Raw genomic sequence first — 25,297 nt, 5'->3', positions numbered from 1 at the left:
TGATGATGACAACAACTGCAAACATCGCTTCAAAATTCATCAACATCAACGGCATCAACACGCATTACCACGAGGAAGGCACTGGGGAAGAAACGATCATCCTCATCCACGGCTCCGGCCCCGGCGTCTCTGCTTTTGCGAACTGGCGCCTCGTCATCCCGACGCTGAGCGAGAAGTACCATGTGTTCGCTCCGGACATCATCGGCTTCGGTGAAACGGATAAACGGGAAAGCAACGACTATCCCGTGGATTTATGGGTCGAGCATTTGATCGGCTTTATCGAAGCGGTATCGGATGGCCCGGTCTACCTGGTGGGCAATTCGATGGGCGGCGCGCTGTCGCTGCATGTCGCTTTACAAAGGCCAGAATTAGTGAAAAAACTCATACTGATGGGAAGTGCAGGTATCCAATTCCCTATTTCAGAAGGATTAGAACGGGTATGGGGCTATAAAGCAAGCCTGGAGTCTATGCGCGAACTGATCAAAATATTTTCTTATAATCAGGAAGCCGCGAACAACGAAGAACTTGTCCGCCTGCGCTACGAAGCGAGCATACGCCCGGACGTCAAGCAGTCATTCGAAGCGATGTTCCCGGAACCGCGCCAGAACAAGCTCGATGAACTGGCCTTGTCGGACGACGAACTCCGCCAGATCCAGATCCCGGCGCTGCTGTTCCACGGCCTGAATGACCAAGTTATTCCAATCGAAAAAACAAGTTACAAACTTATCGAACTGCTGCCGCATGCCGAGCTGCATGTCTTCAACGAATGCGGCCACTGGACGCAGATCGAGAAGACCGAACCGTTTGTGGAGCATATTTTGACGTTCATTAAATAAACAGTCTGAAGGGAAGAAGATGCCGGTTACCGGCGTCTTCTTTTTTATTCGCAGCAGCTGTTATAGTTTCATATTAATTGTTATTTAGAAATAATAACTAATTTATTGGGAAATTAAAATACAAACCCCAATACAGCTTCCGACCTTGATTTGACGCATCTTTCTCTTTGCGTTATGGTTAAACCTGCGCAAAATTTTGATATAAAAGGAGACTACATGAAGAAAGTTACTAAAGTATTCTATATCACCATATCACTTGTCATTATCGCAGTGCTGACCGCAGCACTTATGCCGGAAGCCTATGAACGGGTAACAGGCAACGTAACCGCATTACTCAGTACGGTATTCGGCTGGTATTATATGCTGGCCATGACGATTGTGCTGTTCGTCGCATTTTTCCTGGTCATCAGCCCTTATGGGAAAATCCGGCTTGGCAAAACCGAAGATAAGCCTGAATTCAGCACACCTACCTGGGTGGCCATGCTCTTTTCAGCAGGACTTGGAATCGGCCTCGTGTTTTACGGCTCCTATGAACCACTCTCCCATTTTGCCATCCAAACGGCATCTACGGAACCTGGAACGGAAGCGGCATTCCAGGAATCCATGCAGCGCACTTTCCTGCATTATGGCTTCAACGCTTGGGCCATGTACGGGATGGTCGCTTTGGCGCTCGCCTATTTCCAGTTCCGTAAAGGGGAACGCGGCTTGATCTCCAGCACATTAAAGCCGATTTTCGGAAACAAAATGAACGGCGGCTGGGGAACGCTGATCGATGTCATCGCTGTTTTTGCGACGGTGTTCGGCGTGGCCAGTTCACTCGGTTTCGGCGCTGCCCAGATCAACGGCGGGCTCAGCTATCTGTTCGGCATCCCCAACAATAACTTGAGCCAGCTGATCATCATTGCCGTCATTACCGTCCTGTTCATCATGTCGGCATGGTCCGGACTGTCAAAAGGCATCAAGTATCTGTCCAATATCAACATGGTGCTGGCTGTGGTCCTGCTCGTGCTGGTGCTCATTTTAGGCCCGACGATCCTTATTTTGAATGTCTTCACCCAGTCGTTCGGTGAATACATCCAAAATCTGATAAGCCTGAGCATGAACACCGAAGCCTTCAATGCAGGCAACCGGGAATGGCTGGATACCTGGACGATCTTTTACTGGGCTTGGTGGATTTCCTGGTCGCCATTCGTCAGTATGTTCATCGCGCGGGTTTCCAGAGGAAGAACGATCCGCGAATTTCTCATCTATGTCGTCATCGTGCCGACTGTGCTGTGTGCGATCTGGTTTTCCGCTTTCGGGGCAACCGCGATCAATATCCAGCAAGGCGGAATTGTCGACTTGACGGCCGGAGCAGTGGAAACCACACTGTTCATGATGTTCAATGAAATGCCGTTCGGTTTCGGACTGTCCATCATCGCCATCTTGCTTTTGCTGACGTTCTTTATTTCGTCTGCAGACTCGGCGACATTCGTTCTCGGCATGCAGTCAACAAACGGCTCATTAATGCCAGCCAACAGCGTCAAAGTTGTCTGGGGCATTCTGCAGTCGGCTATTGCTGCCATCCTGCTGTCTGTCGGCGGATTAGCCGCAATCCAGAACACCATCATCATTGCAGCGTTGCCGTTTTCCATCGTCATGCTGCTGATGGTCGGATCGCTGCTGAAAGCATTGAAAGCAGATGCGAAGCACCCTATAGTGAAAAAGAAAGCATAAGATCTCCGGTTGCGCAGCCGGAAAGAAGTATAGAAAATGAACAAAGCCTCCGGCGATTCCCTTGATGGAATGCCGGAGGCTTTGTTGTTTTATGTATAGCGGCCTGTTTAAGACAGGGCTTTTTTTAGGATTGCGCTTCTACCGGCTTCATCATTTTTTGGTATTTGAGAATTTCCTCATCCGTAAAGGCATTGGACGCCAGGCGCTTCACTTTGTCCCAGTATTCTTTTTTAAATCCGCTGTATTCCAGCCCTTGCTGCTCAATAAATCCAACCAGGCTTCCACCGGTGGAGAATAGATGGGTTTTCGGGTATTTGGCATCCCAGTAGATGTTTGCCCGGAGGTTCAATTCGTTTCCGGTTCCTTTGGCCTGAAGCTTGATGGCAACCGCACAGCGGAGCCTTGGCTGTCCGCCATCATGCCCTTGCCCTTTGCCGGTGATGGTCATCTCGGTCACATAATCCTTGTTTTCAAAAATCATTTCATTGTCATCAAGTTTAAACTGCATCATTTTAAATTCCTCCGGTTTTTGGTTAGTGTGGTTAAGTTTTGGCTGACAAGAAGCAGCGGAGCGGCAATCAGAAGTTCGTCCGGATATAAGCCTGCTCTTCTTCTTCCGTCATCAGCCGGGTCGCTTTGCCGATGGATCCGTTATGCCAATGCCAAATGGTATTGTGGACATCGACGGCACCGGAAAAGTCGCCTTTCTGCCAATCCTGCAGCGTATTGCGGTAAAAGGCTTTTTCAGCGAAATCACTGGCTTCGACAATGGTGAGCAGCTCTTCGATATCGGGCTGAGTGATCGGCCTTGCAGCTCCCCATTTATCTTCCGCGTAGACTTTGCTGTGGGTCATTTCGTGGAGATAAAACTGCAGCCGTGCTTCGTTCATCTCCTCGGGGATAGCGGTGCCGGCCGTCTCCAAGTCATCCATGGTTTTCTGTGCCTCCGGGTTTTGGATGGCAGCAGCTGCAGCTTCAGGTTCTTCGCCTTTTGCAGCTTCGTGCTGGATAAACCAAAAGCTGCCTGCAGCTAGCATGGCGATGAGCGCAAAACTGATGAAAATGGTGGCCGCAATCTGTTTCACTTGAAAACCCCTTTTCAGTAATTCATTTACAATTGGCTCTTCTTTACCATTATCGCCTACCATATATTGGATAACAACGATGTTTTTAGAAAAAGTCTTTCATTGAATCCAGAGCAGCTTGGCAGAAACGGTTTTCAGAAATCTTCAAATGGAAAATGACAGTCAATTCGAGTATGATAAACCCATGAGGGAGAAATCCCTGTTTCTGAAGGGAAGTGATATCAGATGGCAATGAAACTCCGATTGTCAGCGTCAGTAAAAACTCATGCAAAGCCTGGTATTCCGAATGGCGATACTTTGCGTGGGGCAAGAAAGATTTAAATCGCCCGTAAATGTGTCATTCCCCTTACACGGCTTCCTTATAATCATTCAATTCAACCATAAGGAGTGACTCTGATGATACATGTAAAAGAAACATCCGATCGAACAGGAAACACTGGCGAGCGTCCGGAAGCATTTATCCGGAACGACCAGTTTAACTTTATCAAGGACCAGACGCGGATCCTGATCACCGGACAGGCGACCAGCAGCGACGCCGAAGTGCTGAATGTCCTCCGGCATCTAGCGCACGAAAAAGTCTTCAAGCTCTTCCCGTCGCTGAACGACGAACAGAAAGCCGTCCTGAATCCGCTGACCAGCGTCAAGGAAACGGCCGATGCCGAAGCGTTTCTCGAAGGGCTTGAGCCGTACATCATTCCATTCAAGGCCGTCACCGATGCAGCCCTGAAAAAACTGTTCCCGAAAGCCAAAAAGCTGAAAGGGCCGAAACTGGAGTCGGTCGACTTCAAGAAACTGTCGTACCTCGCCTGGACCGAGAGTTCGAACCTAATGTACCTCGTCTACGAAAAAGACGGGCGTCTGGAAGGCATCCACGGCTCCCTGGGGCGCAGCCATAAAAAAGGCATCTGCTCAATCTGCAACCGCCACAGCGACGTCGGCATGTTCACTGCCAAGACGAAAGGCTCCGGACAGGACAATTACATCAAGCGCGGCAACTATATCTGCCAGGATGCGGATGTCTGCAACAGCAATTTGAATTCCTTGGAGCGGCTTGAGGAATTTACGGAACTGATTCAGAAATAATAAGCTATAAGTTTTTTGACACGACATTAATTGAAATCCGTAGTTTAGAATCTGCCAGAATCTAAACTGTGGATTTTTTATTTGTCTATTAGAAAAGGTTATTACTAAAGCATTGATTTTTTCAAAAGGCTAAGATAAAGTCGTGGATATCGGAATAAATAAAAAATTCAGAATATAATGCTGGACGCTGTCAATCAAGCCTTTAATGATATTTATTTTTAATAGGGAAAGAGGGGAGATTATATGACTAAACCACTTGAGGGAGTGAAAGTTCTTGAGTTGGGCAGTTTAATCGCTGGTCCATTCGCGGCAAGAATTATGGGTGAATTTGGTGCGGAAGTTATTAAAGTAGAGCCTCCTGGCAAAGGAGATCCGATTAGAAATTGGAGGATTGTACACGAAGGAACTTCTTTATGGTGGTATGTACAATCGAGAAATAAAAAGTGTATTACGCTGGATTTAAAATCCTTAGAAGGAAAAGAGATAATAAAAAAGCTTGCTGAGGAAGTAGATATTGTAGTGGAAAATTTCAGGCCGGGAACCTTGGAAAAATGGGGGATTGGCTATGAAGATTTGAAGAAGGTTAACCCGAAAATTATTTTCGTTAGAATTTCAGGCTACGGACAAGACGGCCCTTATAAAGACAAGCTGGGTTTTGGCAGTATCGGCGAAGCCGTCGGAGGCATCCGCCATCTTACTGGATATCCGGAGCTACCGCCTACCCGTGTTGGAATAAGCCTTGGTGACTCTGTTGCTTCTTTGTATGGAGTGATTGGCGCTTTGATGGCTTTAAGGCATCGGGACATAAGCGGAGAAGGGCAAATAGTTGATGTGGCTTTATATGAAGCTGTTTTTAGTTTAATGGAAAGCATGGTGCCGGAATACGATCATTCAAAAATAATCAGGGAGCGGACCGGGAGTACACTGCCAGGCATAACGCCTTCCAATATCTATCTTTGCAAAGACGGAAAATATGTGGTGATCGGAGCAAATGGAGACAGTATATTCAAGCGGTTATGCAAATGTATGGACCGCGAAGATTTATCTGCTGACGAAAGATTTCAAACAAATGAAGGGCGTTCCAACGATGCAGAATACCTGGATGGAGAAATTACGAAATGGACAAGCCAACATAATTTAAAAGAAATTCTAATAAAACTGGATGAGTACAGTATTCCTTCCGGCCCGATATATAACGTAGCGGATATGATGGCAGATCCTCATTTTTTAGCAAGAAAGATGATTGAAGAAGTGGAGGTGGAAGGGGTAGGGAAATTAAAATTTCCAGGAATCATCCCCAAATTAAGCCTCACTCCGGGAGCGACAGAATGGTCCGGTCCGGCTCTAGGGAAGCATAACATGGAAATTTATAAAGATTTAGTGGGTTTAAGCGAAGAAAGAATCAAAGCTCTGAAAGAGCAAGGAAAGATTTGATTTTTAATGGAGAGACTCGTATTTGCATCATCAATCTTCCTTCTATTTTAAAACATCAATTTAAGCTGATTGCGGCAATTACATCTGCCAGGACGCGGATGTCTGCAATAGCAACTTGAATTCGCTGGAGCGACTGGAGGAATTTACGGACATGATTCAGAAATAAAGATAGAAAAGGGCTTTCCAGGAGACTGGAGAGCCCTTTTTAAGGTTCTCATTTCACCTCCAGCTATTCCATTACCGCTTTTAGCTCGGGTTGTTGAAGAAGGAGATTTATATTGTTTCGAGAATAAAAAATGATAAATAACGGTGATCAAGGGAGAGGTGAAATTATCGGCGAGAAAAACAAGGTCTATTTAGATGTGGAAACGGAAAAAAGGATCACCGGTAGATTACGGAGCGCGGGATGTGTGTTTGCTGAAGACGAAACGCGCTTGCTTGCTTCCGAAGCTGGAAGCATAGAAGAATTGATGGAGTGGGCGGAACAGCGGGCAAGCGGCTTGCCGCTTGAATACGTGCTTGGGTTTACCGATTTTTGCGGCTTGCGGATCGAACTCGACAAAGGCGTGTTTATCCCGCGCCCGCGTTCGGAGTTTCTGGTCCGGCAAGCAAAAGGGTTGATCGGCCGACCTGGTGGTATTGTGCTGGACTTGTGCTGCGGGTCCGGGGCCATCGGTGCGGCAATAGCGGCCGGCGCTGAAGATATTCTATTGCATGCCGCTGATATCGACCCCGCGGCGGTGAGGTGCGCTTCCCGCAACTTAACGAAGATTGGCGGCCGCGTTTACCAAGGGGATTTATACGATGCATTGCCTGGATCATTGAAAGGCCGAGTGGACATCATCGTGGCGAACGCACCGTATGTTCCGACCGCCTCCGTAAAATTCCTTCCGCGGGAAGCCCGCTTGTATGAACCGGAATGGGCACTTGACGGAGGAAAGGACGGACTGGACCTACATCGCAGGCTGGCGGAAAAAGCATCCGGCTGGCTAGTTGCCGACGGCCGTCTATTGATGGAGACGAGCGAAAGGCAGAGTGCAAAAGCTGCTGAAATCTTTGGTGAAGCGGGACTGAGCAGCAAAATAGCCAGAGATAAAGAATTGGACGCCACCGTGGTTATTGGAACCAACACCGGCTAAGCGCAGCGCTGAAATAATGAGCTGGGAGATGCATTCTCCAGCTCATTTTTAGTTTCCGGGAAGCCGCCTGGACCGTCTTCGACTGCTTTATCTGAGGCATTCGCTTTTTCACAAAGAGTTTTCAGTCAGCAGCCTCTGAAAACTGTATAATATAGGATAATAGATAGAAAATAAAAAATGCAAACCTTTTCGAATAGGAGGAAAAACGATGAACAAAAAAGAGCTGATCCAAGCCGTTTCACATAAAAGCAAGATCTCAAAAGACCAGGCCGCAAAAGTGGTCAACGAAATCACCAGCAGCATCACCGAAGCCTTAACAAATGGCCAGGAAGTGAAAATCAACGACTTCGGCGTCTTCCAAGTAACCGAGAAAAAAGAGCGCAAAGGCCGCAATCCGCAGACAGGGGAAGAAATCACCATCGCCGCTTCAAAAGCGCCTCAGTTTAAAGCGACGAAAGTCCTGAAAGACATCATCAACCAAAAGAGTTTTATCAAGAACTTCGTCGCAACGGGCAAGCTCAATGAAGAAGAAGCAAGCGTCCTGACTTATGTGTTTGAGGAAAGCAAAAAGGCAAAGGAAGCAGGGGAAACTTCAGAAGAGGCAACGATTGTAGAAGTGAAGAAAATTGCGGAAGAACTGGACATGGATTTCAAGGAAGCCGAGATGATTGTCAACCGGCTGATCGGGAAAAAGATCTTGAATACGAAGGTCTTTACGAGCCAGATTGAAGAAGTGTTTTTGAGAGGGAATTACCGGAAATATCTTTAATTTGCGAAAAAGAATACAGGGCACATGGTGATTCAAGTTTTCCATCTATGCCTATCCAGTATTAAGCTTCTTGACAATTTGTAGAACATTATAAAGAGTGATAAGATTTAAAGTAAATTATGATCTTTAAAAATTGCTGGCTTTAAAATCAAAAATGCTAATCGCCGCAAAAAGCAGAAGAAGGTGAATTATGAGCAATTTTATTATAGAAAAACCGATTCCTTATTATGAACAGTTTTATCATTCCATCAAAGCGATGATTTTCGAAGGCAAATTCAAGCCGGGAGATCGCATTATCGAAAATCAGCTGGCGAAGGAATTCAACGTGAGTAAAAGCCCGGTACGGGAAGCCCTTAGAATGCTGGAACAAGAAGGCTTAATCGTAACAGATGAAAAATCAAGGATGATTGTCTACCAGCCTACGTTAAAAGACGTTGAAGAAATTTACTTTTGCAGAAAAGCATTAGAATCATTTGCGATAAAATTAATGGTTCAAAAAGCGACAGATGAAGAAATAACTGAAATTGAGAAATTGCTGAAAGAAACGGAAGCGGCCATTCAAGAAACAAAGGATGCAAATACCATTATTTCAATGAATGAAGCTTTTCATAATTTAATCATTGAGCATACGAAAAACGATCGGTTAAAGAAGCAAGTAAAGGATTTAAAATCATTAATGTACTTTTTCCGAATCATGAATTTCCAGGGAGAAAATCGTGCCAATGAAATTTTAAAGCAGCATTCAGATATCTTTACCCATATCAAAAATAGAGATGAAGAAAAAGCATATCAAGCTATGTTGAAGCATTTACAAATGGATTTGGATCATTTGCTAGAAGTATTGGAATAATAAATGAGATTTTAAAGTGTGAGGAATTTTTCCTTACGCTTTTTAATTTGTGCATTATATTTTGAATATTTGTATAAAAGGTATTGCTTTTAACAATTTTATTTAGTAGTATTCAAATTAGTTAAACGGTCGACCAGATACGGTCGACTGAAATAGAAAAAGGATGGTGCCAAATGAAAACGTTGAAAATCGCCAATATTCCTGGAGATGGAGTAGGCAAAGAAGTAGTGCCTGCAGCCACAGAAGTTCTGCATGCAATTGCAGAACTGCACGGAAACCTGAAGTTTGAATTCACTGAGTTTCCATGGAGCTGCGAGTATTATCTGGAACACAATGTCATGATGCCGGAAGACGGGTTGGAAACATTGAAGGAATTTGATGCCATCTTTTTAGGCGCAGTCGGAAATTTAGAATTGGTGCCGGACCATGTGTCGTTATGGGGCATGCTGATTAAAATCCGCCGCGAATTTGAACAGGTGATCAACATACGGCCGGCAAAACTATTAAAAGGTGTTCGTTCGCCTTTAGTGAATCCCAAAGATTTTGATATGATGGTTGTCCGTGAAAACAGCGAAGGAGAATACAGCTCCATCGGCGGGAACATTTACAAAGACGAAGATGAAATCGCCATTCAAAACGCTGTGTTTTCAAGAAAAGCATCTGAAAGAGCGATGCGGTATGCCTTTGAACTGGCGGCCAAACGTGGCAAACATGTCACAAGCGCCACAAAATCAAACGGAATTATCTATTCAATGCCTTTCTGGGACAAAGTATTTAAAGAAGTATCGAAAGATTATCCGGATATCACAACCGATTCTCAGCATATCGATGCACTTGCCGCTTTCTTCGTCACGCATCCCGATAAATTTGATGTCATTGTAGCAAGCAATTTATTTGGTGACATTTTGACTGATTTAGGAGCTGCCATAATGGGAAGCGTCGGAATCGCGCCAGCAGCAAACATTAACGTCAACGGGAAATATCCATCGATGTTCGAACCGGTTCACGGATCTGCACCTGACATTATCGGCAAAGGGATTGCCAATCCAATCGGACAAATCTGGACGGCGAAAATGATGCTGGACCATTTCGGAGAAGAAGAATTGGGGTCGACTTTGCTGGATATCGTAGAAAGCGTGACAAATGATGGATTCTTGACTCCGGACATCGGCGGCACGAACACCACGAAAGAAGTGACAGATGAAATCATCAAGCGGATAAAAAATTATAAAGCTGCAGCAGTAAAAGAAGAAACCAGCGGAGTTGCCAAAGTTTAAAAGAAAAGGAATAGCTCCAGCTGACACGCAGGAGTTATGAACTTTCTGCTTTTTCATCCAATAGATGCAAACGCTTACTTTAGGAATTTGAATTTAATATCTTTTCGTTAAAAGAACAGGGGGGAAATAAATGAGCAGCAAAGAAATCCAAGAAGTCGGCGGTACCACCACTTTAGTCAAGGATCGCAAAAGTTTCAGTTTAAGAGGGGTAAAAATTTCGGGGATTGAGGCGCCTGTATTTTTAGCGATTGCCGCGGTCGTATTAATCGGTATGTACATGGAACTCTTGCCCGGCAATATTGTCAGCGGCCTGGCAGTGACAATGGTTTTAGGCGGGTTATTGATGTGGATCGGCAACAGCATACCGGTCTTCGGAACTTTTGGCGGGGGACCTATTCTCTGCATCCTTATCCCGGCATTATTCTTGTATTGGGGGTTAATCCCAGAGAGTTTTGCAGTATTGGCCGACAATTTCTACAACGAGTGGGGATTTGCTGAGCTGGTTGTAACCGGCTTGATCGTCGGCAGTATCTTGAGTATGGACCGGAAAATGTTGATGAAAACCGGACCAAGATTTTTCGTGCCGCTTCTCGGTGGAGTATTTGCTGCTCTGTTGATCGGAGGAGGAGTCGGACACTTAATCGGATTTGGTTTTTCAGAAACTATTTTCTTTGTGGTTGGACCGATTATGGGCGGCGGAATGGCTGCAGGGGCTGTGCCGATGGCGGAAATCTATGCAGCCAATGGCAGTGGCGACCCAGGCACTTATTTAGCTAAACTTGCTCCAGCAGTTATGGTGGGCAACATGGTATGTATTTTAATAGCTGGTGGATTAAATGGATTAGGCAAAAGGAAAAAGCCGCTGTTCAATAACTTTACAGGAAACGGAAAATTATTGAGAGTAACAGAATCAGATGCTGCAAAAGGCCCTAAGGAAGAGAAAGAAAGCCTTTTGCCTATATCATTAAAGAACTTGGCTATTGGTCTGCTTTTGGCTTCAGGGTTGTTTGTATTTGGCGAAATTATCAATTCCTTTGTGCCAAGCCTGCATGCTTATGTATGGATTATTCTAGGTGCAGCAGCGTTAAAACTTTTCAAAGTATTGCCGGAAAGCATCGAGAAATCTTCGGAAGACTGGTACGAGTTCATTTCCATGGCTTGGGTTCCAGCAGTTTTGGTAACCATCAGTGCCGGAATGATTGATTTTAATAGTGTTTTGGGAATTGTAACCGATCCGAGTTATATGGCCTTAACGGTATTGACGGTGGTTCTTGCGACGGTAGGAGCCGGTTTTATCGGAGTACTAGTCGGTTTTTACTTTGTTGAATCTTCCATTTCCGCAGGTCTTGGAATGGCCGATATGGGCGGATCTGGCGATGTAGCGGTACTTAGTGCAAGTGAACGGATGGGGTTGATGCCGTTTCTGCAAATTTCGTCTCGGATTGGTGGAGCATTGATGTTGATCATTCTGTCCATATTAGCTCCAATCTTGCTTTGAATTAACGGAATCTTGTGAATAGAAAAAGCTCAAATCTTATTTCCTAAGGTTTGAGCTTTTTTAACAGCAAATGAAAAAGGAAGGTGTTCATCGTGAAAGTGTTAATAGCTATCGATTCTTTTAAAGGAAGCCTTTCTTCTATAGAAGCGAGCAGAGCGGTTGAACTGGGAATAAAAGAAGTTTTCCCTCAGGCGGAAATTGTCGCATTGCCATTGGCGGACGGCGGTGAGGGTACGGTGGAAGCGTTGCTGCATGCGGTTGGAGGAAACTCTATCGAAACAACAGCAGCGGGATCGTTGTCAGTTCCCAAAAAGGCACAGTACGGAATTTTAAAAGATAAAAAAACGGCAGTGATTGAAGTGGCGGAAGTATGCGGGTTGGCCCAAGTACCTTTAAATCAGCGGAACCTTCTTCTAGCAACCACATTCGGCGTAGGGCAACTTATCCTGGATGCGATAGAAAAAGGATGCCAGGAGTTTATCATCGGTTTAGGGGGCAGTGCTACAAATGACGGAGGCGTCGGGATGCTGCAAGCCCTCGGGTTCCGTTTCCTGGATGAGGAAAACAGGGAAGTGGGACGCGGCGGCAAAGAACTGAAGAAGATTCGGTCTGTCGATTTAAGCCAGGTGATTCCGGAACTGGCAAACTGCCATTTCAGAATCGCTTGTGACGTCAATAACGTGCTGTACGGCCCGACCGGTGCTGCTCATATATTCGGCCCCCAAAAAGGGGCGACTCCGGAAATGGTGGAATCTCTGGACGCGGGGCTCAGGAATTTTGCGGAAGTAGTAAGGGAGCAGCTCGGCATCGACTTGCAGAACTTGCCGGGGGCAGGAGCTGCCGGAGGGCTTGGAGCTGCTTTTTCCGGCTTCCTGCAAGCGGATCTTGAATCGGGCATTGAACTCATCTTGAAACTCACAGCCATGGAAGAGAAAATGCAAGGCGCAAATTTTGTCATCACCGGAGAAGGCAAATTGGACGATCAGACCGCTATGGGCAAAGCGCCTCTAGGAGTGGCCCAGCTGGCAGCGAAAAAAGGCATACCGGTCATCGCGCTGGCAGGAGCAGTCCCGGCAGATGCCAGCAGTTTAAACGAACTGGGCATCACTTCTTGTTTTTCAATTTCGAATGCTCCTATGCCTTTGGAGGAGGCGATGGATTCCGAAGTGGCTTTCGAAAATTTAAGAGGTACGGCGATGCAGTTGTTTGGGTTGATTCAAGGGGTGGTTAAGAAAGAGGGGCGTCTTCAGAATTGGTAGAGGAATTTCGGCATACTTAATACAAGATTGAAATACTCCAATAAGATCCTGGTTACTGATGATGTAATCGGTATAGAGATAAGGTGTCCCAATAGTAAAGCGCATCAGGGCTTCCCTGATGCGCTATTTATATAGAAGAAAGCTTAAGCTCTTTTATTGATCAAGTCTTGTAGTTGTTTTACGGAGAATTCTCGTACTGGATAAGCTTTAGTGCTATTTTGGTGGTTAATTATGAAGTGTGTTGAACCGGAAACCTTTACGCGGAACTTCCAGTGAGGGCGTCCAGAACTATTAATAACGTATTTATCGACTGGCATCATTTCATGGATAAAGCGGTCAAGATCGGCGACTAATAGCTTATCAAAAAAGCGGATGACTAAAAATCCTTTGTAGGGTTTTTCGTGATAGTGGTCTACATTTACTTTACTCAAATCAAACCAGTTGTGTTGATTTTGAGCAGATGGAGAAAGTACAAATAAACGATTTCTCAAAAAGACAGCCGTATTTGAAAGCTGCTTCAAGTTTAGATCATGTATCAGCACTTGTTTATTAACGTTCATGGAACTTTGCTTGTCATTCATTTGATATACTCCTTTATAATTAGAGTAGATATCCTCGAATAAAACGCGTAGATTATAACTAGATGAAATAGACTAAATTTAATTATAAGTATAAATTCAAATAAATGGAACTAGAGTTATATAATGATAAGAAAAGTATTAACATAAGTTTGATGAAAATGAGGGAGGATCTTATGAAAAAGAATATCCATGTAGTAGGAGCAGTCATCACAGACGGCGATAAAATTTTATGCGCGCAGCGAGGAACAGAAAAAGCATTGCCAGGGCTTTGGGAATTCCCAGGAGGCAAAATCGAGCAAGACGAATCGCCGCAAGAAGCTTTGCAGCGTGAAATTAAAGAAGAAATGCATTGTGAAATTGAAATCGGCGAACAAGTAGAACATACCGTGTATGAATATGATTTTGGCATTGTGCATTTAACGACATTCTACTGCAAGTTATTACAAGGAAAGCCGGTTTTAACAGAACATATAGCGATCAAATGGTTGGCACCTGATGAATTAGAACAACTTGAATGGGCACCTGCTGATATTCCAGCGATTGAAAAAATAGCGAAGACTTTTGTGGAACAGAACTAAGAAGAAAACGAATGGTGGTCGACAATGAATTTACTGCAGAATTTACAAGACTCTTTATATAAAGGTTTTATCGATCAGACTCAGCATAGCGGAGAACGTTTTAAACCGACGTTGCTAGTTAACAATACCAACGAAAATGTCTTAAACGCCTTGCTTGAAGAGCTTGATCATTGTCAGTCTTTTCTTTTCTCAGTCGCTTTCGTGACAGAAAGTGGCTTGGCTACATTGAAGTCGCATTTTTTAGATCTGGAGCGAAAAGGAGTAAAAGGACGTATTTTAACGTCTACTTTTCTGAACTTTAACCAGCCGAAAGTATTTAAAGAACTTCTAAAAATTACAAATGTCGAAGTTCGTCTGGCAAATAAAAAAGGATTTCATTCTAAAGGATATATTTTCAATCACGAAACCCATCATTCGTTAATCGTAGGCAGCTCTAATCTAACTGCTAACGCGTTAAAAGTGAATTACGAATGGAACGTCAAACTGACTTCACTCGAAAATGGAGAAATCGTCAATCATTTTAACGATCAATTTGAAGAAGTATGGGAAACTTCCATTCCTTTAACAGACGAGTGGATTGAGCACTACGAATCTTCTTATGTGGCACCTACAAATAATCGTGAAGTAAGCTTAGTTACCGATTTTCCGGCAGTGTACGAAACAAATGCGATTGAAGAGGCCTTGAAAATCACGCCGAATAAAATGCAGCAAACGGCGCTACAAGAAATTCAACTCGTACGAGAAGCTGGTAATGATAAAGGTTTGGTCATTTCTGCAACGGGAACTGGGAAAACCTATTTATCGGCTTTTGATGTCCGCAGCTTTGCACCAAAGCGGATGTTATTTATCGTTCACCGCGAACAAATTTTGCAAAAAGCCAAGTCGGACTTTCTTCAAATACTAGGCGGCGCAGAAGAAGACTTCGGGATTTTATCCGGTTCGTCGAGACAAACCGATGCTCGGTACTTATTCGCGACCATTCAAACGATTTCAAAAGAGGAAACGCTTCGTCAACTCGATCCCCAAGCATTTGATTATATTTTAATCGATGAAGTACATAAAGCAGGGGCGAAATCGTATCAAAAAGTTATGGATTACTTTAAACCGAAATTTTTAATGGGAATGACGGCTACTCCTGAACGAACAGACGATTTTAATATTTATGAGCTATTCGATTACAATGTCGCTTATGAAATCCGTCTGCAAGAAGCGCTCGAAGAAGATATGCTTTGTCCGTTTCATTATTTCGGAGTCACCGATATTGAATATGAAGAAGGCGTCATTGATGAAACGACTGCTTTTTCAAAACTTGTAACCGAAGAACGCGTGGATCACATTCTTCAAAAAATACATTATTACGGCCATTCGGGTGACAAAGTAAGAGGATTAATGTTCTGTAGCAGAAAAGACGAAGCAGAAAAACTGTCGGTTGAGTTAAATAATAGAGGACTTCGAACAGTGGCTTTAACGGGCGATCACTCTCAAGAAGAACGCGTCCGCCAAGTAGAGCGTTTAAAACAAGGACAACTCGATTATATTTTAACCGTGGATATTTTTAATGAAGGCATCGATATTCCGAGTGTCAATCAAGTGGTCATGCTGCGTCAAACGCAGTCGAGTATTATCTTTATTCAGCAATTAGGTCGTGGCTTGCGAAAACACGGATCGAAAGAATATGTCACCATCATCGATTTCATTGGGAATTATAAAAACAATTACCTCATTCCAGTCGCTTTGTCTGGAGATCGCTCTCAAAACAAAGACAATATCCGTCGACATATGAAAGATACTAGTTATATCAAAGGTGTTTCTACGGTGAACTTTGAAGAAATCGCCAAGAATCGTGTCTTTAATGCCATTAAGCGAAGCAACTTAACCGATATGAAGCTATTGCGGGATGCTTATATCGAACTCAAGAATAGAATTGGAGAAATACCAAAACTGCAAGACTTCATCGTTCATAACTCTCTTGATCCACTTGTGATTGTACAAAAGTATGTGAATTACTATAAATTCTTAGTGAAGTTAAAAGAAATCGAACCGGTCTTATCAACTTACGAAGAACAAGTCATTACGATGCTTTCTCAGGAACTATTAAACGGTAAGCGGAAGCATGAAGTGGTGTTACTTGATTTACTTTCAAATGAAGGAAGTATATCAAGAGAAAAATATCTTCACGAGTTAGAAAAGCAAGGGTGCATTACAAATGAAGAAACGATTAAATCTGTAGAACGCATTCTAAATCTTTCGTTTTATACAGAAGCAACTCAGAAGAAGTATGGAAACAAAGCACTCGTGTCATTTGAATCAAAGGATACCTTGTCTTTTAACTCGGAAATTGCAGAACGATTAAATGCTAATACGAATTTTAAAGAGATGCTGATCGATATCGTAAACACTGCAGCAACTCTTAGTGAACAGTATGCATGCGAGAAACCATTAACTTTGTATAAAAAGTACACAAGAAAAGACGCTTGCCGATTATTAAACTGGTCAAATGACGAAAGCTCTACAATTTATGGCTATAAAACCAAGCATGGCACGTGTCCGATATTTGTTACCTACTATAAACACGACGAAGTTGAATCGAGTGTTGCGTACACTGAAGGCTTTATTAATCCAGAGGTCTTTAAATGGTCGACAAGAAGTAACCGGACTTTAGCATCTGAAGAAGTCATCAAAATCATCAACGCAAAAGAACAAGGGATTGATCTACATCTATTTGTGAAAAAAGACGATGATGAAGGCGGAGACTTCTACTATTTAGGAGAAGTTGTTCCTGATAAAAACATGATTGAGCAAAGTACGATGGAAGATAAAAATGGGAAAGAGATTCCTGTGGTGCATATGAATATGGTACTAGTGAAAGATTTGGAAGGAAAGTTGTATCATTATATTACTAGTGAAAAAAGTTAAACCTGTTTAATAAATAGATAAATATAGAAGCGTTTTCATGGATAAATAGAAATAGCAGAATATCGAAAAGTATTTTTTGTTTGAAAGAAAATCGATGTCTTAAGTGATAAATTAATGTATTATTAGAGTTTAAAAGTTTTAGAAAATGATTCGTCCACAGTTTTCTTTAAAGTAAAAATCCTGAGCTCTCAAGTGTTGAGAACTCAGGATTTTATTATAATATAACATATATTTTGAACTAATCTTCCCGAAGCCCATCCATCAGTTTTTCTACTTCTTTTCTTCGTTTTTCTGTTTCATCCTTTAAAATGGTCATCCGATGTCCCTCAATTTCAACAAAGTCACCCGGCTCCGCAGTTTCAGGAAACATACTTTTCTTGAAATCCTGTGTAGTACCTTCGATTTCAACGACGGTAATATTTCCTTCAAATCGATCAATGATTCCTTTGATGGGCGTCATGATCATTTCATCGCAATCGGCTTCTGTTTGCATGTGCACAGGAACGGACGTTGTATAAGGGAACCTGTTTAATGAAAATTGCTAAAAAGCGCAGCACCTTTCTGGGAATCGATAAAAGGACATTCCAGATGAGGTTAAAAATCATTTCAAAAACCACCGTGATGCTAAAATCCGAGATGCATTCCATTACCCAGTGATTGCGCAACCTTTTCTTTTTGTTCTTGATCTCCATGATTTTCCTCTCTTCAGAATGACTCAGCTTTCAGAAGAAGGGCTCTTCTGAATACGCCTGGTCTGATTCATGTAGTTGAATTAAGGCAGTGTGTGCAGATGATCTCTTGCTGAAAATGAAAAACGTCTTGAACCAGGCATACAGTTTTCTCCGGGAAAGAGAAAGGCGGGAGAAGATTTGATCCGATCAAAGCATGAGAAGCTTCAAAGCCGCCTTTGGCATAAGTATAATTAAGATCATAAAAGGCCTTTGCAACGGACCGTCTCTATGACATTCCTGTACTGTTTTTTGAGTTTACAAAAAGAAGCTTTGGCACGCCTCCTTGTTGAATTCGGGCATAAAGAAAAGAACCACCATCCCAGGATGATGGTTCTTTTGAGTATTTTCGTTTTTTCGTGCAGCGTTCAACCTCTTCTGGTGACAAGTTCAGCGTATCTCAGAGGACGGTGCTTTGCCAATCGTTCATCATACCCGCCAAGTAAAATTATTATTCAAAGCCCGCTTTATGCTTTTTTACATTTGAATTTGATTTTTCCGTTCTTTTTAAAAAATATTTCACAAATCTCCCGGGCTGGTTCGACTTGGTTGACTTGGGCCTCCGTGTTAGAAGCGTATGAAGGAACCGAATGGGTCGATCCCGTATCAAAAGCCAAGGCATTGGTGGATGAGAAACCGAAGGTCAAGAAAAGCGCCATCACTACAACAGAACACTTCTTCATGTTAACTCTTCCTTTCAATTCGGATTTTTTGATCCTTTTGGCGAACGGCTGCAAACCTACAGACATGATCCTTATTGGGTACTCGGGTAAAATAGGACCTCCTTTTTGCGGTTAAGTAAACCGAAACGGCATTTTATGTATCCGTGAGTAGGCATCCAAAATGATTTCTTCATAGTGATTATACCAAAAATATCAAAAAAATGATACAATAATCTGAATATTACAAAAATAATAACAATTTTATTTAAGGAATCTGCCTTGCTTTTGCAAAGAGCCACCCTCCGTCATTTTCTCTTTCTGTGCATTGAACGGATCTTCAAGGCTCGTACTTTCCTTCATTAAGATTGTGCAGGATTTTTGGTGAGTAGAACAGAAACCAACATTCCTATCCGGAGGAGGAAGTCATGGGAATCTTTGGGTAACCGGACCGCATCACCGTGTGCCTCCACATGCGCAGCTTTTATGCCAGTTGTGCGACGATGATTAGTTACGGGTATGCGGCCATTTACTGGGCGATGCCGGGAACGGAAAGTGGAACGGTGGCTACCCGAACGAATTGATGGGAGGGCACTAGAAAGGGACGGAAAAGCCGAGCAAAGTTGGTTCGGCTTTAGAGCTTTAATGGAGTGGGTATTGAAAATAGAGAAATGTTTTCACTATTGTCAGTTTCGCGCCTGAACCTTCGCTCTTTTCCCTTACACGTGTTGTAGTAGTTGCACCCTGAACCCCGCTTTCACCTTACCCCTCAAACAAAGGGAAAAGTACAAACCAAAAAGAGTGGCTTTCGCTACCCTTTCTTCTTAAACACTCGCACCGATTGCAGTTTAGTTACTTTTTTTCTTCCATTTCAAATGAGGGTTGGGACGAACTTAAAGACACATCCATCATTCCTTGCCACGTAGAGAAACGAACGATAGTTGCAGTGATCCACTCTTCTTCACCCAAACCTAAAATCCCTTCCGGATCGATCCCAGATGAATGGTTCCGGACCATCAGGGTAATGGCTTGGTCATCGAGGTGCTTGCCAATAAAACCGAATTTCGTCGCATAAAAATCATAAAAATAGGTGGTTTCTCCTAATGTGGCATGGCGGTATTCGATTACCAATGATTGCTGGTGATCGGGAGCCACGATTTTCGTATAATCATTATCCAGCCATAAAACGATAAAACCATGGAACAAGAGGATGGGCAGGCTGATGAAAAGGAGGGCAGCTGCCCATCCCTTGGAAAGGCTGGATTTAAAGACGATTACATTAAGAACAACCATGTTGAACACCAAGGGAATGATATATCCGGTGGGTTTAAAAAAGAGCAGAACATAATCCGTAAAATGCAGGACGACAAGGATGGAGTCCAGGATTCCCAAAACGGCGAGTATTCCTTTTTCCTTTGTCATGAGATTCTCCCTTCCTACGAATTAAGGTTTAGTCGATGGAATCTTAAAAGAATACCCAGAGATGATTGACAATTTGTCGGTTAACTTTGCTATACTGTTTCAACAAATAATTTCTGTTATTAATGAAAGGTGAATTATCAGCCGAAATCCGCAAACAATCTGGTTATTGAACACTAATTTTACACCTAATAAAGAGCTGACTAGTAGGTTAATTAAAATGCAAGATTATATCTATTTGAAAGCGGTGATACCATGAAAGCAATTATCATAGGCGCAGGCATCGGAGGACTTAGCACAGCCATTGCTCTTCGAAAAATCGGGATTGACGTGAAAGTTTTTGAAAGCAAGCATGAAGTACGTTTCTCAGGTGCCGGGCTTGCAATCAGCGCGAATGCTGTCCGGGCATTGCAGGAGTTAGGTGTAGGTGACCAGGTTGTTCGGGAAGGGAAGGTATTGGAGGAACTTCGCATTCTAACACCCACTGGGAAAGTCCTGCAACGGAAGGAGACAGCGTTAATTAGCCCCAAGTATGGAATTGACAATGTGGCGATTGAGCGAGGAAAACTCCTGGAATTGCTAATGAGAGCTTTAGGTCAAGAGCAACTTGTCCATACTGGAAAGACTTGTAGGCGTTTTGAACAAAATGCTTATGGGGTGAAAGTAGAGTTTGAAGACGGTTCATCGGAGGAAGGAGATTTGTTAATCGCTGCGGATGGCATTCACTCCACCATTCGTGAGACACTGATACCTAATGCAAAACCACGGTATGCAGGATACACCTGTTGGAGGGCGGTTGTGCAGACAAGTCCAGAATTGAGGGAATATGACTCGAAATTATTTACAGAAACTTGGGGTCGCAAGGGACGCTTCGGTTTGGTTCCTTTGCCGGACAACCGAATCTATTGGTTTGCATGTGTTAATGCCAAAGTAAATGAACCTCAATTTAGAACTTTTACTGTGCAGAATTTACTCAAGATATTTGAAGGCTACCACGAGCCAATCCCTGGCATACTGGCGCAATCGTCTGATCACCAATTGCTCCACCATGATATTTATGATTTGCCACCAATCGGGCGCTTTGTATTTGGAAACATTGTTCTGCTCGGTGACTCGGCTCATGCCATGACGCCCAATATGGGGCAAGGGGCTGGACAGTCTATTGAAGATGCAATTATTCTCGCAGGACACTTAAAACGGAGTGCTACAATTAAAGAGGCATTGAAAAGGTACGAAGACGAACGAATTGGGCGGACCAGTCTAATTACAAAAATGTCAAACCGAATTGGAAGGGTTGCACAGTTGAATAACCGCGTTTCTGTATCTCTTCGCGATTCTCTATTTCCGCATATTCCAGCCAGGGTTATGGAGAAACAGTTGAAATACCTGTATGATGTGAAGTTTGAAGGGTTGCTTTAAATAATTTGCATTTAAATTAGTCGTAGACAATCAATAAAAAGCAATGAAATTCATTTTTCATTACTTTTGTTGATTTTTTTTATTTCTTGTAATGTATGATAGTCGAGATCTTATATAAATGATGCTAGAAAAAAATGGAGACTAATCCATATACAAAGAGGCGAATAGAAGACGGTATCTTGTTTTGCAAATTTAGTATGTTTGATTTTCTTGAAAAAACCCACATATTTTCCTTCACCAATAGCACGTAACAAGAAAACAATTCCTCCAGCTATACAAAGCCATTTTGAGATAGGGGAGGATTTGATGACGGTGAACAAATCTATTTGAACCAATAGAAGTACAGAGGCAAAAAAACAAAGTAATCCTATAAAAAGTGTGCTCAACATTCTTGGGCGTAAAACTGGCAATTCATTGTCACCTTCAGTTGGAAGAGCTAAATTTACTCCCCAACTTCCACCAAATGCCCAAAAAATGTGCAACATACCAATAACAATAAATGTTAAAGACGTTAATCCAATTAAAAAAATTATCAATTTATCACCTCTTCTGTATGTTATCGCCCTTCGTGTCACGGTTGGTCATCTTAATTGTACTCATTTATCAAATATTTTAGCACACTTTGCAGATGAAAAAGCGACTCTTATAGATACTCCTGAGGAAACTGAAGAGGTTCAGACATCAAGTTATTCAACTGACTTTATAAAGTACAATATGAAATACTATGAACAATTTAGAAACCAGATGGATCTCATCGCCAGCAACTTCGAAATTTTAGCTATGGATGGCTTTGGCAACCAAAATATCGTAGATGATCTTGTCATATGGACTTCTGAATTTAACGGACTCCTCGATGTTTATGAAACCGATTCAATTCCAGTTAACAAAATAGATCAGGAGTTGCACGACCATACTGTTGAGATGATTTTGGAGCAGCGACTAGTTAATGAAAACGTCATCAATGGCTTGACGGAATATGAAGAAACTTACTTATTTATTGCTGGAAATCATTTAGAAAGCGTAACGGATATGTATTTAGAGGGTTATGATTTACTAAGTGATTAATGAAATGGGAATAAAACCGAGAAAGCGGAAGAGAGTGACTCTAAACGAGTCACTCTCTTCCGCTTTCTCGGTTGGTGAAAATCTTTTTTAAAAAAGTACTGAAAAATGCAATATACTTTTTACATAGTGGAAATTAGAAGGATTCTTATTGGTTTTTCAGCTGCCCCGCTTACATGCTGATCATTTGCCTTTTACATGTTCATTTCATCCTGCTTTGAATGAAACATAGTAACATCACTGTATTTCAAAAGACGTTGACAGCCGCCAATAAAAAATATACTATATACCTATCAAACGTATGCATAGACAATCTATGTATTAAAACAAAGGAGATTTTCATGAAAATGAGTAAAGAATTAATTAAAGGAAGCACGTCAACGCTTATTTTAAGTTTATTGGACGTGAAGCCAATGTATGGGTATGAGTTAATTAAAGTACTGGAACAGAAGTCAGAGGGTCTTTTCAGTTTTAAAGAAGGAACGATTTATCCCATCCTGCACAATCTTGAGAAGCAGGGACTCATTATATCCTATTGGGGAGAGGGGAACGGGAATAGAAAGAGAAAGTATTACGACATTAACGACAAAGGCCGGGAATTTGTCAAAGAGAAAAAAGAAGAATGGGCTGTATTTAAAACAACAGTAGATCAGGTTCTGAATGGAGAGAAAATCGTATGGGAATAGATAAAAGTTTTGACGCATATATCGAAAACGTATGTAAGAGGATTAAAAATAAAGATGTACACGAAAGTATTAAAATGGAAATAAGTGATCACCTTTTGACGATGAAAGAGGAAGCCATGAACAATGGGCTTTCTGAAGAAGAGGCGGTCAACCAGGCAGTAGGCCATATGGGAGATGTTAAGGTATTAGGCAACCAGCTTAATAAAACGCATAAGCCTGAGATGGATTATCAATTAATTCTTCCGGTCATAGCTGCATCCTGTTTTGGTTTGTTTGTCATGTACTATTTACAGTTTCACTCTGCTTTTACAGTGATACAGGAGATGAACATATTTCAAAAGAGTGCTGCCTTTTATGGATTAGGGGCACTGCTTATGGTTAGTTTATTTGTTTTTGATTATCGGAATCTTTTACAGTATTCGAAACAATTATACATCGTTACCATGATCATTCTTACTGTAACAGTTTTATCTGGTACAAAAGTCGATGGCGTTCCATTTTTAAATTTGGGGTTGTTACATATAAACTTTATCGAAATGACGCCATTTCTTCTGGCGATTTCATTTGCAGGTATTTTTAAGAATTGGAATTGGAGAGATGTTCAAAAAAGAGTTTATGGGTGGGGGATGATGTCACTTCCTGTCATTTTATTATTATCGACAGGGGCTTTATCATCAATCATCCTGATCATCGTAGTGTGTTCAATGGTGATGATCGTGTCAAAAGCAAGCCTGAAGCAAGTGATCGCTTTTGCCGGGGCGGCATCTGTCTATCCTTTCCTGCAATTGTTATTAAACCCGCAATATTATGCGCGGTTGGATCCGCTTACGATTAATTTATCTGAAATCGGAAACAGAATGACCGCAACGCCGGGATTAATCTCTGAAGTTCATACGGATTTTATCCTTGCATACATGCTCTATTCGTTTGGCTGGGTGGCTGTAATTGCGGTAGTGGGGCTGATTGGATTCCTGATTATCAGGTTGTTCCAGGTGACTAAATGGGTGAAATCCTCTTATGAAAAAATACTTGTTGCAGGGTTATCGGTGATTTTTGCGACTCAAATGATTTTGGGTATATTGACCAATCTTGGTTTATCCTCTTTATCGGGAGTGGCGATTCCATTTATGAGCTTTGGTGGTTCGCATATTGTACTGGAGATGATTTCGGTGGGTTTACTGTTAAGCGTGTATAGAAGACGCGAATTGTACAACATCCATCAATCAGATTTACAGGTCAGCTCCTCATGACAAATGGATCTGATAAGAGAATGGCAGCCTGGAAAATGGGGATGAATGCTTGAGAGCAAAAATAACTCATTTTCTTCCAGTCATTATTTCTTTTCCTGCCGTCTTGATCGGGATCACTGCAATGTATATGAATCAAATTGAAATGTTTATCTGGCTTCAGCATATTATATTTTTTATCATAGCTGGCCTCGTTTCCATTATGTTCACTTTCTATAAACAGGATAAGGATTTTCTTAAACCCATCATTTACTTCATCCTTCTGCTGCTTGTGTTATTGCTGCTCACTTTAGTGAGTCAGGGTATAGATGGTGTGCACAGGTGGATAGAGATCGGCGGTGTGAGGGTCAATGCAGCCATGGTTGTATTGCCGGTCCTGTTGCTTTTTACGTGGAAAGTAAGCTTGAAGTCGGATATCATGGCTGGCACTTTGGCTTTCATCGTGACTACCATCCTTTTATTTCAGCCTGATGCGTCTCAAGTGACCAGCTTTGATTTGGCGGCTATTCTGTTATTAGTGAAATCAGGTGGAAGAAAATCTGTCACAGTCGTGTTTACACTGATTCTTCTTGGCTTGATAACGGCATCCTGGCTGTATTTGGATCATCTCCCTGCAGTCGTATATGTAGAGGATATTTTGTCACTCGTTGCTCAAATGGGTGTGATATGGTATTTGCTCGGCATTTTGTCGCTTATCATGTTAGTTGTGCCCTTTATTCTATTTCCACCGAAAGGTTATGCAGCACCGTCTATCAGTATAGGACTGTACTTTATGCTGCTTTTAATCGCTACGCAAATAGGGAATTTTCCGGTTCGGCTGATGGGTTATGGCATTTCTCCGATAGCAGGATATATGATCGCCATGACCTGGTATGCCAGAGTGGAAAATGTTGCAATCACAGGTGATATGAATGCGGTATGATTTGAAATCGGGTCGAAGTTGATGTACTGATTAAGCTTACCTAAATAAAAAGCGTATTAAACTGCTGTAAACAGATTAATACGCTCCCCTGTTTTTAATAAAGTAATATGTTGAACATTTACACTTAAACTAAA

Annotated in this window: 25 protein-coding genes; 18 read left to right on the top strand and 7 right to left on the bottom strand. The window is 42.4% G+C overall.

Annotated features, from left to right (window positions below; all coding sequences use genetic code 11):
• Window positions 1–5: 5 nt before the first annotated feature.
• Window positions 6–836: an alpha/beta fold hydrolase gene (locus AC3AQ9_RS10950; RefSeq protein WP_488307502.1), complete on the top strand. Its 831-nt coding sequence runs from the start codon at window positions 6–8 to the stop codon at window positions 834–836.
• 216 nt (window positions 837–1,052) lie between these two features.
• A complete protein-coding gene (locus tag AC3AQ9_RS10945; RefSeq protein ID WP_488307501.1) occupies window positions 1,053–2,552 on the top strand; it encodes a BCCT family transporter in 1,500 nt (499 codons plus the stop codon).
• A gap of 124 nt (window positions 2,553–2,676) precedes the next feature.
• Here the strand turns inward: AC3AQ9_RS10945 and AC3AQ9_RS10940 are convergent, their stop codons facing one another.
• The 3 genes from AC3AQ9_RS10940 to AC3AQ9_RS10930 form a co-directional block, all read right to left on the bottom strand.
• Complete coding sequence (locus tag AC3AQ9_RS10940) at window positions 2,677–3,063, bottom strand: hypothetical protein (RefSeq protein ID WP_488307500.1); 387 nt, start codon at window positions 3,061–3,063, stop codon at window positions 2,677–2,679.
• Window positions 3,064–3,130: 67 nt separating this feature from the next.
• Complete coding sequence (locus AC3AQ9_RS10935; RefSeq protein ID WP_488307499.1) at window positions 3,131–3,637, bottom strand: DUF6241 domain-containing protein; 507 nt, start codon at window positions 3,635–3,637, stop codon at window positions 3,131–3,133.
• A gap of 85 nt (window positions 3,638–3,722) precedes the next feature.
• Window positions 3,723–3,947 (bottom strand): hypothetical protein, encoded by a 225-nt coding sequence (locus tag AC3AQ9_RS10930; RefSeq protein ID WP_488307498.1) that lies wholly within the window; start codon window positions 3,945–3,947, stop codon window positions 3,723–3,725.
• A gap of 86 nt (window positions 3,948–4,033) precedes the next feature.
• Between AC3AQ9_RS10930 and AC3AQ9_RS10925 the strand changes: the two genes are divergently transcribed.
• From AC3AQ9_RS10925 to AC3AQ9_RS10890, 8 genes are all read left to right on the top strand, one after another.
• A complete protein-coding gene (locus AC3AQ9_RS10925) occupies window positions 4,034–4,720 on the top strand; it encodes a FusB/FusC family EF-G-binding protein (protein ID WP_488307497.1) in 687 nt (228 codons plus the stop codon).
• 243 nt (window positions 4,721–4,963) lie between these two features.
• Complete coding sequence (locus tag AC3AQ9_RS10920) at window positions 4,964–6,154, top strand: CaiB/BaiF CoA transferase family protein (protein ID WP_488307496.1); 1,191 nt, start codon at window positions 4,964–4,966, stop codon at window positions 6,152–6,154.
• A gap of 362 nt (window positions 6,155–6,516) precedes the next feature.
• The gene (locus AC3AQ9_RS10915) at window positions 6,517–7,293 is read left to right on the top strand and encodes a putative protein N(5)-glutamine methyltransferase (RefSeq protein ID WP_488307585.1); all 777 of its coding nucleotides are present in this window, start codon (window positions 6,517–6,519) and stop codon (window positions 7,291–7,293) included.
• Window positions 7,294–7,501: 208 nt separating this feature from the next.
• A complete protein-coding gene (locus AC3AQ9_RS10910) occupies window positions 7,502–8,062 on the top strand; it encodes an HU family DNA-binding protein (RefSeq protein WP_488307495.1) in 561 nt (186 codons plus the stop codon).
• 190 nt (window positions 8,063–8,252) lie between these two features.
• Window positions 8,253–8,912, top strand: coding sequence for a GntR family transcriptional regulator (locus AC3AQ9_RS10905; protein ID WP_488307494.1), 660 nt, complete (start codon window positions 8,253–8,255; stop codon window positions 8,910–8,912).
• 173 nt (window positions 8,913–9,085) lie between these two features.
• Window positions 9,086–10,189, top strand: a complete 1,104-nt coding sequence (locus AC3AQ9_RS10900) for a tartrate dehydrogenase (RefSeq protein ID WP_488307493.1) — start codon at window positions 9,086–9,088, stop codon at window positions 10,187–10,189.
• Between the two features lie 130 nt (window positions 10,190–10,319).
• Window positions 10,320–11,687 carry a 2-hydroxycarboxylate transporter family protein gene (locus AC3AQ9_RS10895; protein WP_488307492.1) on the top strand — a complete coding sequence of 456 codons (1,368 nt, stop codon included), beginning with the start codon at window positions 10,320–10,322 and terminating at the stop codon, window positions 11,685–11,687.
• Window positions 11,688–11,779: 92 nt separating this feature from the next.
• A complete protein-coding gene (locus AC3AQ9_RS10890) occupies window positions 11,780–12,946 on the top strand; it encodes a glycerate kinase (RefSeq protein ID WP_488307491.1) in 1,167 nt (388 codons plus the stop codon).
• A gap of 143 nt (window positions 12,947–13,089) precedes the next feature.
• Here AC3AQ9_RS10890 and AC3AQ9_RS10885 read toward each other — a convergent pair whose 3' ends face one another.
• On the bottom strand, window positions 13,090–13,527 hold the full coding sequence (locus AC3AQ9_RS10885) for a hypothetical protein (RefSeq protein ID WP_488307490.1): 438 nt from the start codon (window positions 13,525–13,527) through the stop codon (window positions 13,090–13,092).
• Window positions 13,528–13,700: 173 nt separating this feature from the next.
• Here AC3AQ9_RS10885 and AC3AQ9_RS10880 point away from each other — a divergent pair, with 173 nt between their 5' ends.
• Window positions 13,701–14,105 carry a (deoxy)nucleoside triphosphate pyrophosphohydrolase gene (locus AC3AQ9_RS10880; RefSeq protein ID WP_488307489.1) on the top strand — a complete coding sequence of 135 codons (405 nt, stop codon included), beginning with the start codon at window positions 13,701–13,703 and terminating at the stop codon, window positions 14,103–14,105.
• Between the two features lie 24 nt (window positions 14,106–14,129).
• Window positions 14,130–17,021, top strand: a complete 2,892-nt coding sequence (locus AC3AQ9_RS10875) for a DEAD/DEAH box helicase (protein ID WP_488307488.1) — start codon at window positions 14,130–14,132, stop codon at window positions 17,019–17,021.
• Between the two features lie 238 nt (window positions 17,022–17,259).
• On the opposite strand, the gene AC3AQ9_RS10870 is transcribed toward AC3AQ9_RS10875, so the two are convergent.
• Window positions 17,260–17,514, bottom strand: a complete 255-nt coding sequence (locus AC3AQ9_RS10870; protein WP_488307584.1) for a DUF3006 domain-containing protein — start codon at window positions 17,512–17,514, stop codon at window positions 17,260–17,262.
• Window positions 17,515–17,980: 466 nt separating this feature from the next.
• On the opposite strand from AC3AQ9_RS10870, the gene AC3AQ9_RS10865 reads away from it, so the two are divergent.
• Window positions 17,981–18,547, top strand: coding sequence for a hypothetical protein (locus tag AC3AQ9_RS10865; protein ID WP_488307487.1), 567 nt, complete (start codon window positions 17,981–17,983; stop codon window positions 18,545–18,547).
• A gap of 713 nt (window positions 18,548–19,260) precedes the next feature.
• On the opposite strand, the gene AC3AQ9_RS10860 is transcribed toward AC3AQ9_RS10865, so the two are convergent.
• The gene (locus AC3AQ9_RS10860; RefSeq protein WP_488307486.1) at window positions 19,261–19,830 is read right to left on the bottom strand and encodes a hypothetical protein; all 570 of its coding nucleotides are present in this window, start codon (window positions 19,828–19,830) and stop codon (window positions 19,261–19,263) included.
• A 252-nt stretch (window positions 19,831–20,082) separates the two neighbouring features.
• Here AC3AQ9_RS10860 and AC3AQ9_RS10855 point away from each other — a divergent pair, with 252 nt between their 5' ends.
• On the top strand, window positions 20,083–21,246 hold the full coding sequence (locus AC3AQ9_RS10855; RefSeq protein ID WP_488307485.1) for an FAD-dependent monooxygenase: 1,164 nt from the start codon (window positions 20,083–20,085) through the stop codon (window positions 21,244–21,246).
• Between the two features lie 110 nt (window positions 21,247–21,356).
• Here AC3AQ9_RS10855 and AC3AQ9_RS10850 read toward each other — a convergent pair whose 3' ends face one another.
• Window positions 21,357–21,731: a DUF3995 domain-containing protein gene (locus AC3AQ9_RS10850; protein WP_488307583.1), complete on the bottom strand. Its 375-nt coding sequence runs from the start codon at window positions 21,729–21,731 to the stop codon at window positions 21,357–21,359.
• Between AC3AQ9_RS10850 and AC3AQ9_RS10845 the strand changes: the two genes are divergently transcribed.
• From AC3AQ9_RS10845 to AC3AQ9_RS10830, 4 genes are all read left to right on the top strand, one after another.
• On the top strand, window positions 21,661–22,311 hold the full coding sequence (locus AC3AQ9_RS10845) for a hypothetical protein (protein ID WP_488307588.1): 651 nt from the start codon (window positions 21,661–21,663) through the stop codon (window positions 22,309–22,311). The two genes, AC3AQ9_RS10850 and AC3AQ9_RS10845, sit on opposite strands and share 71 nt — an antisense overlap.
• A gap of 338 nt (window positions 22,312–22,649) precedes the next feature.
• Window positions 22,650–22,994: a PadR family transcriptional regulator gene (locus tag AC3AQ9_RS10840; protein ID WP_488307484.1), complete on the top strand. Its 345-nt coding sequence runs from the start codon at window positions 22,650–22,652 to the stop codon at window positions 22,992–22,994.
• The gene (locus tag AC3AQ9_RS10835; protein WP_488307483.1) at window positions 22,985–24,244 is read left to right on the top strand and encodes an FtsW/RodA/SpoVE family cell cycle protein; all 1,260 of its coding nucleotides are present in this window, start codon (window positions 22,985–22,987) and stop codon (window positions 24,242–24,244) included. Before AC3AQ9_RS10840 ends, AC3AQ9_RS10835 begins: the two co-directional genes overlap by 10 nt.
• Window positions 24,245–24,293: 49 nt before the next feature.
• Window positions 24,294–25,163 (top strand): hypothetical protein, encoded by an 870-nt coding sequence (locus tag AC3AQ9_RS10830; RefSeq protein WP_488307482.1) that lies wholly within the window; start codon window positions 24,294–24,296, stop codon window positions 25,161–25,163.
• The last annotated feature ends 134 nt before the right edge of the window (window positions 25,164–25,297 follow it).

Source organism: Planococcus sp. VCh962 (genome assembly GCF_057748275.1).
The sequence above is the reverse complement of the archived record's forward strand: the minus strand, read 5'-3'. Positions and strand labels throughout refer to the sequence as shown.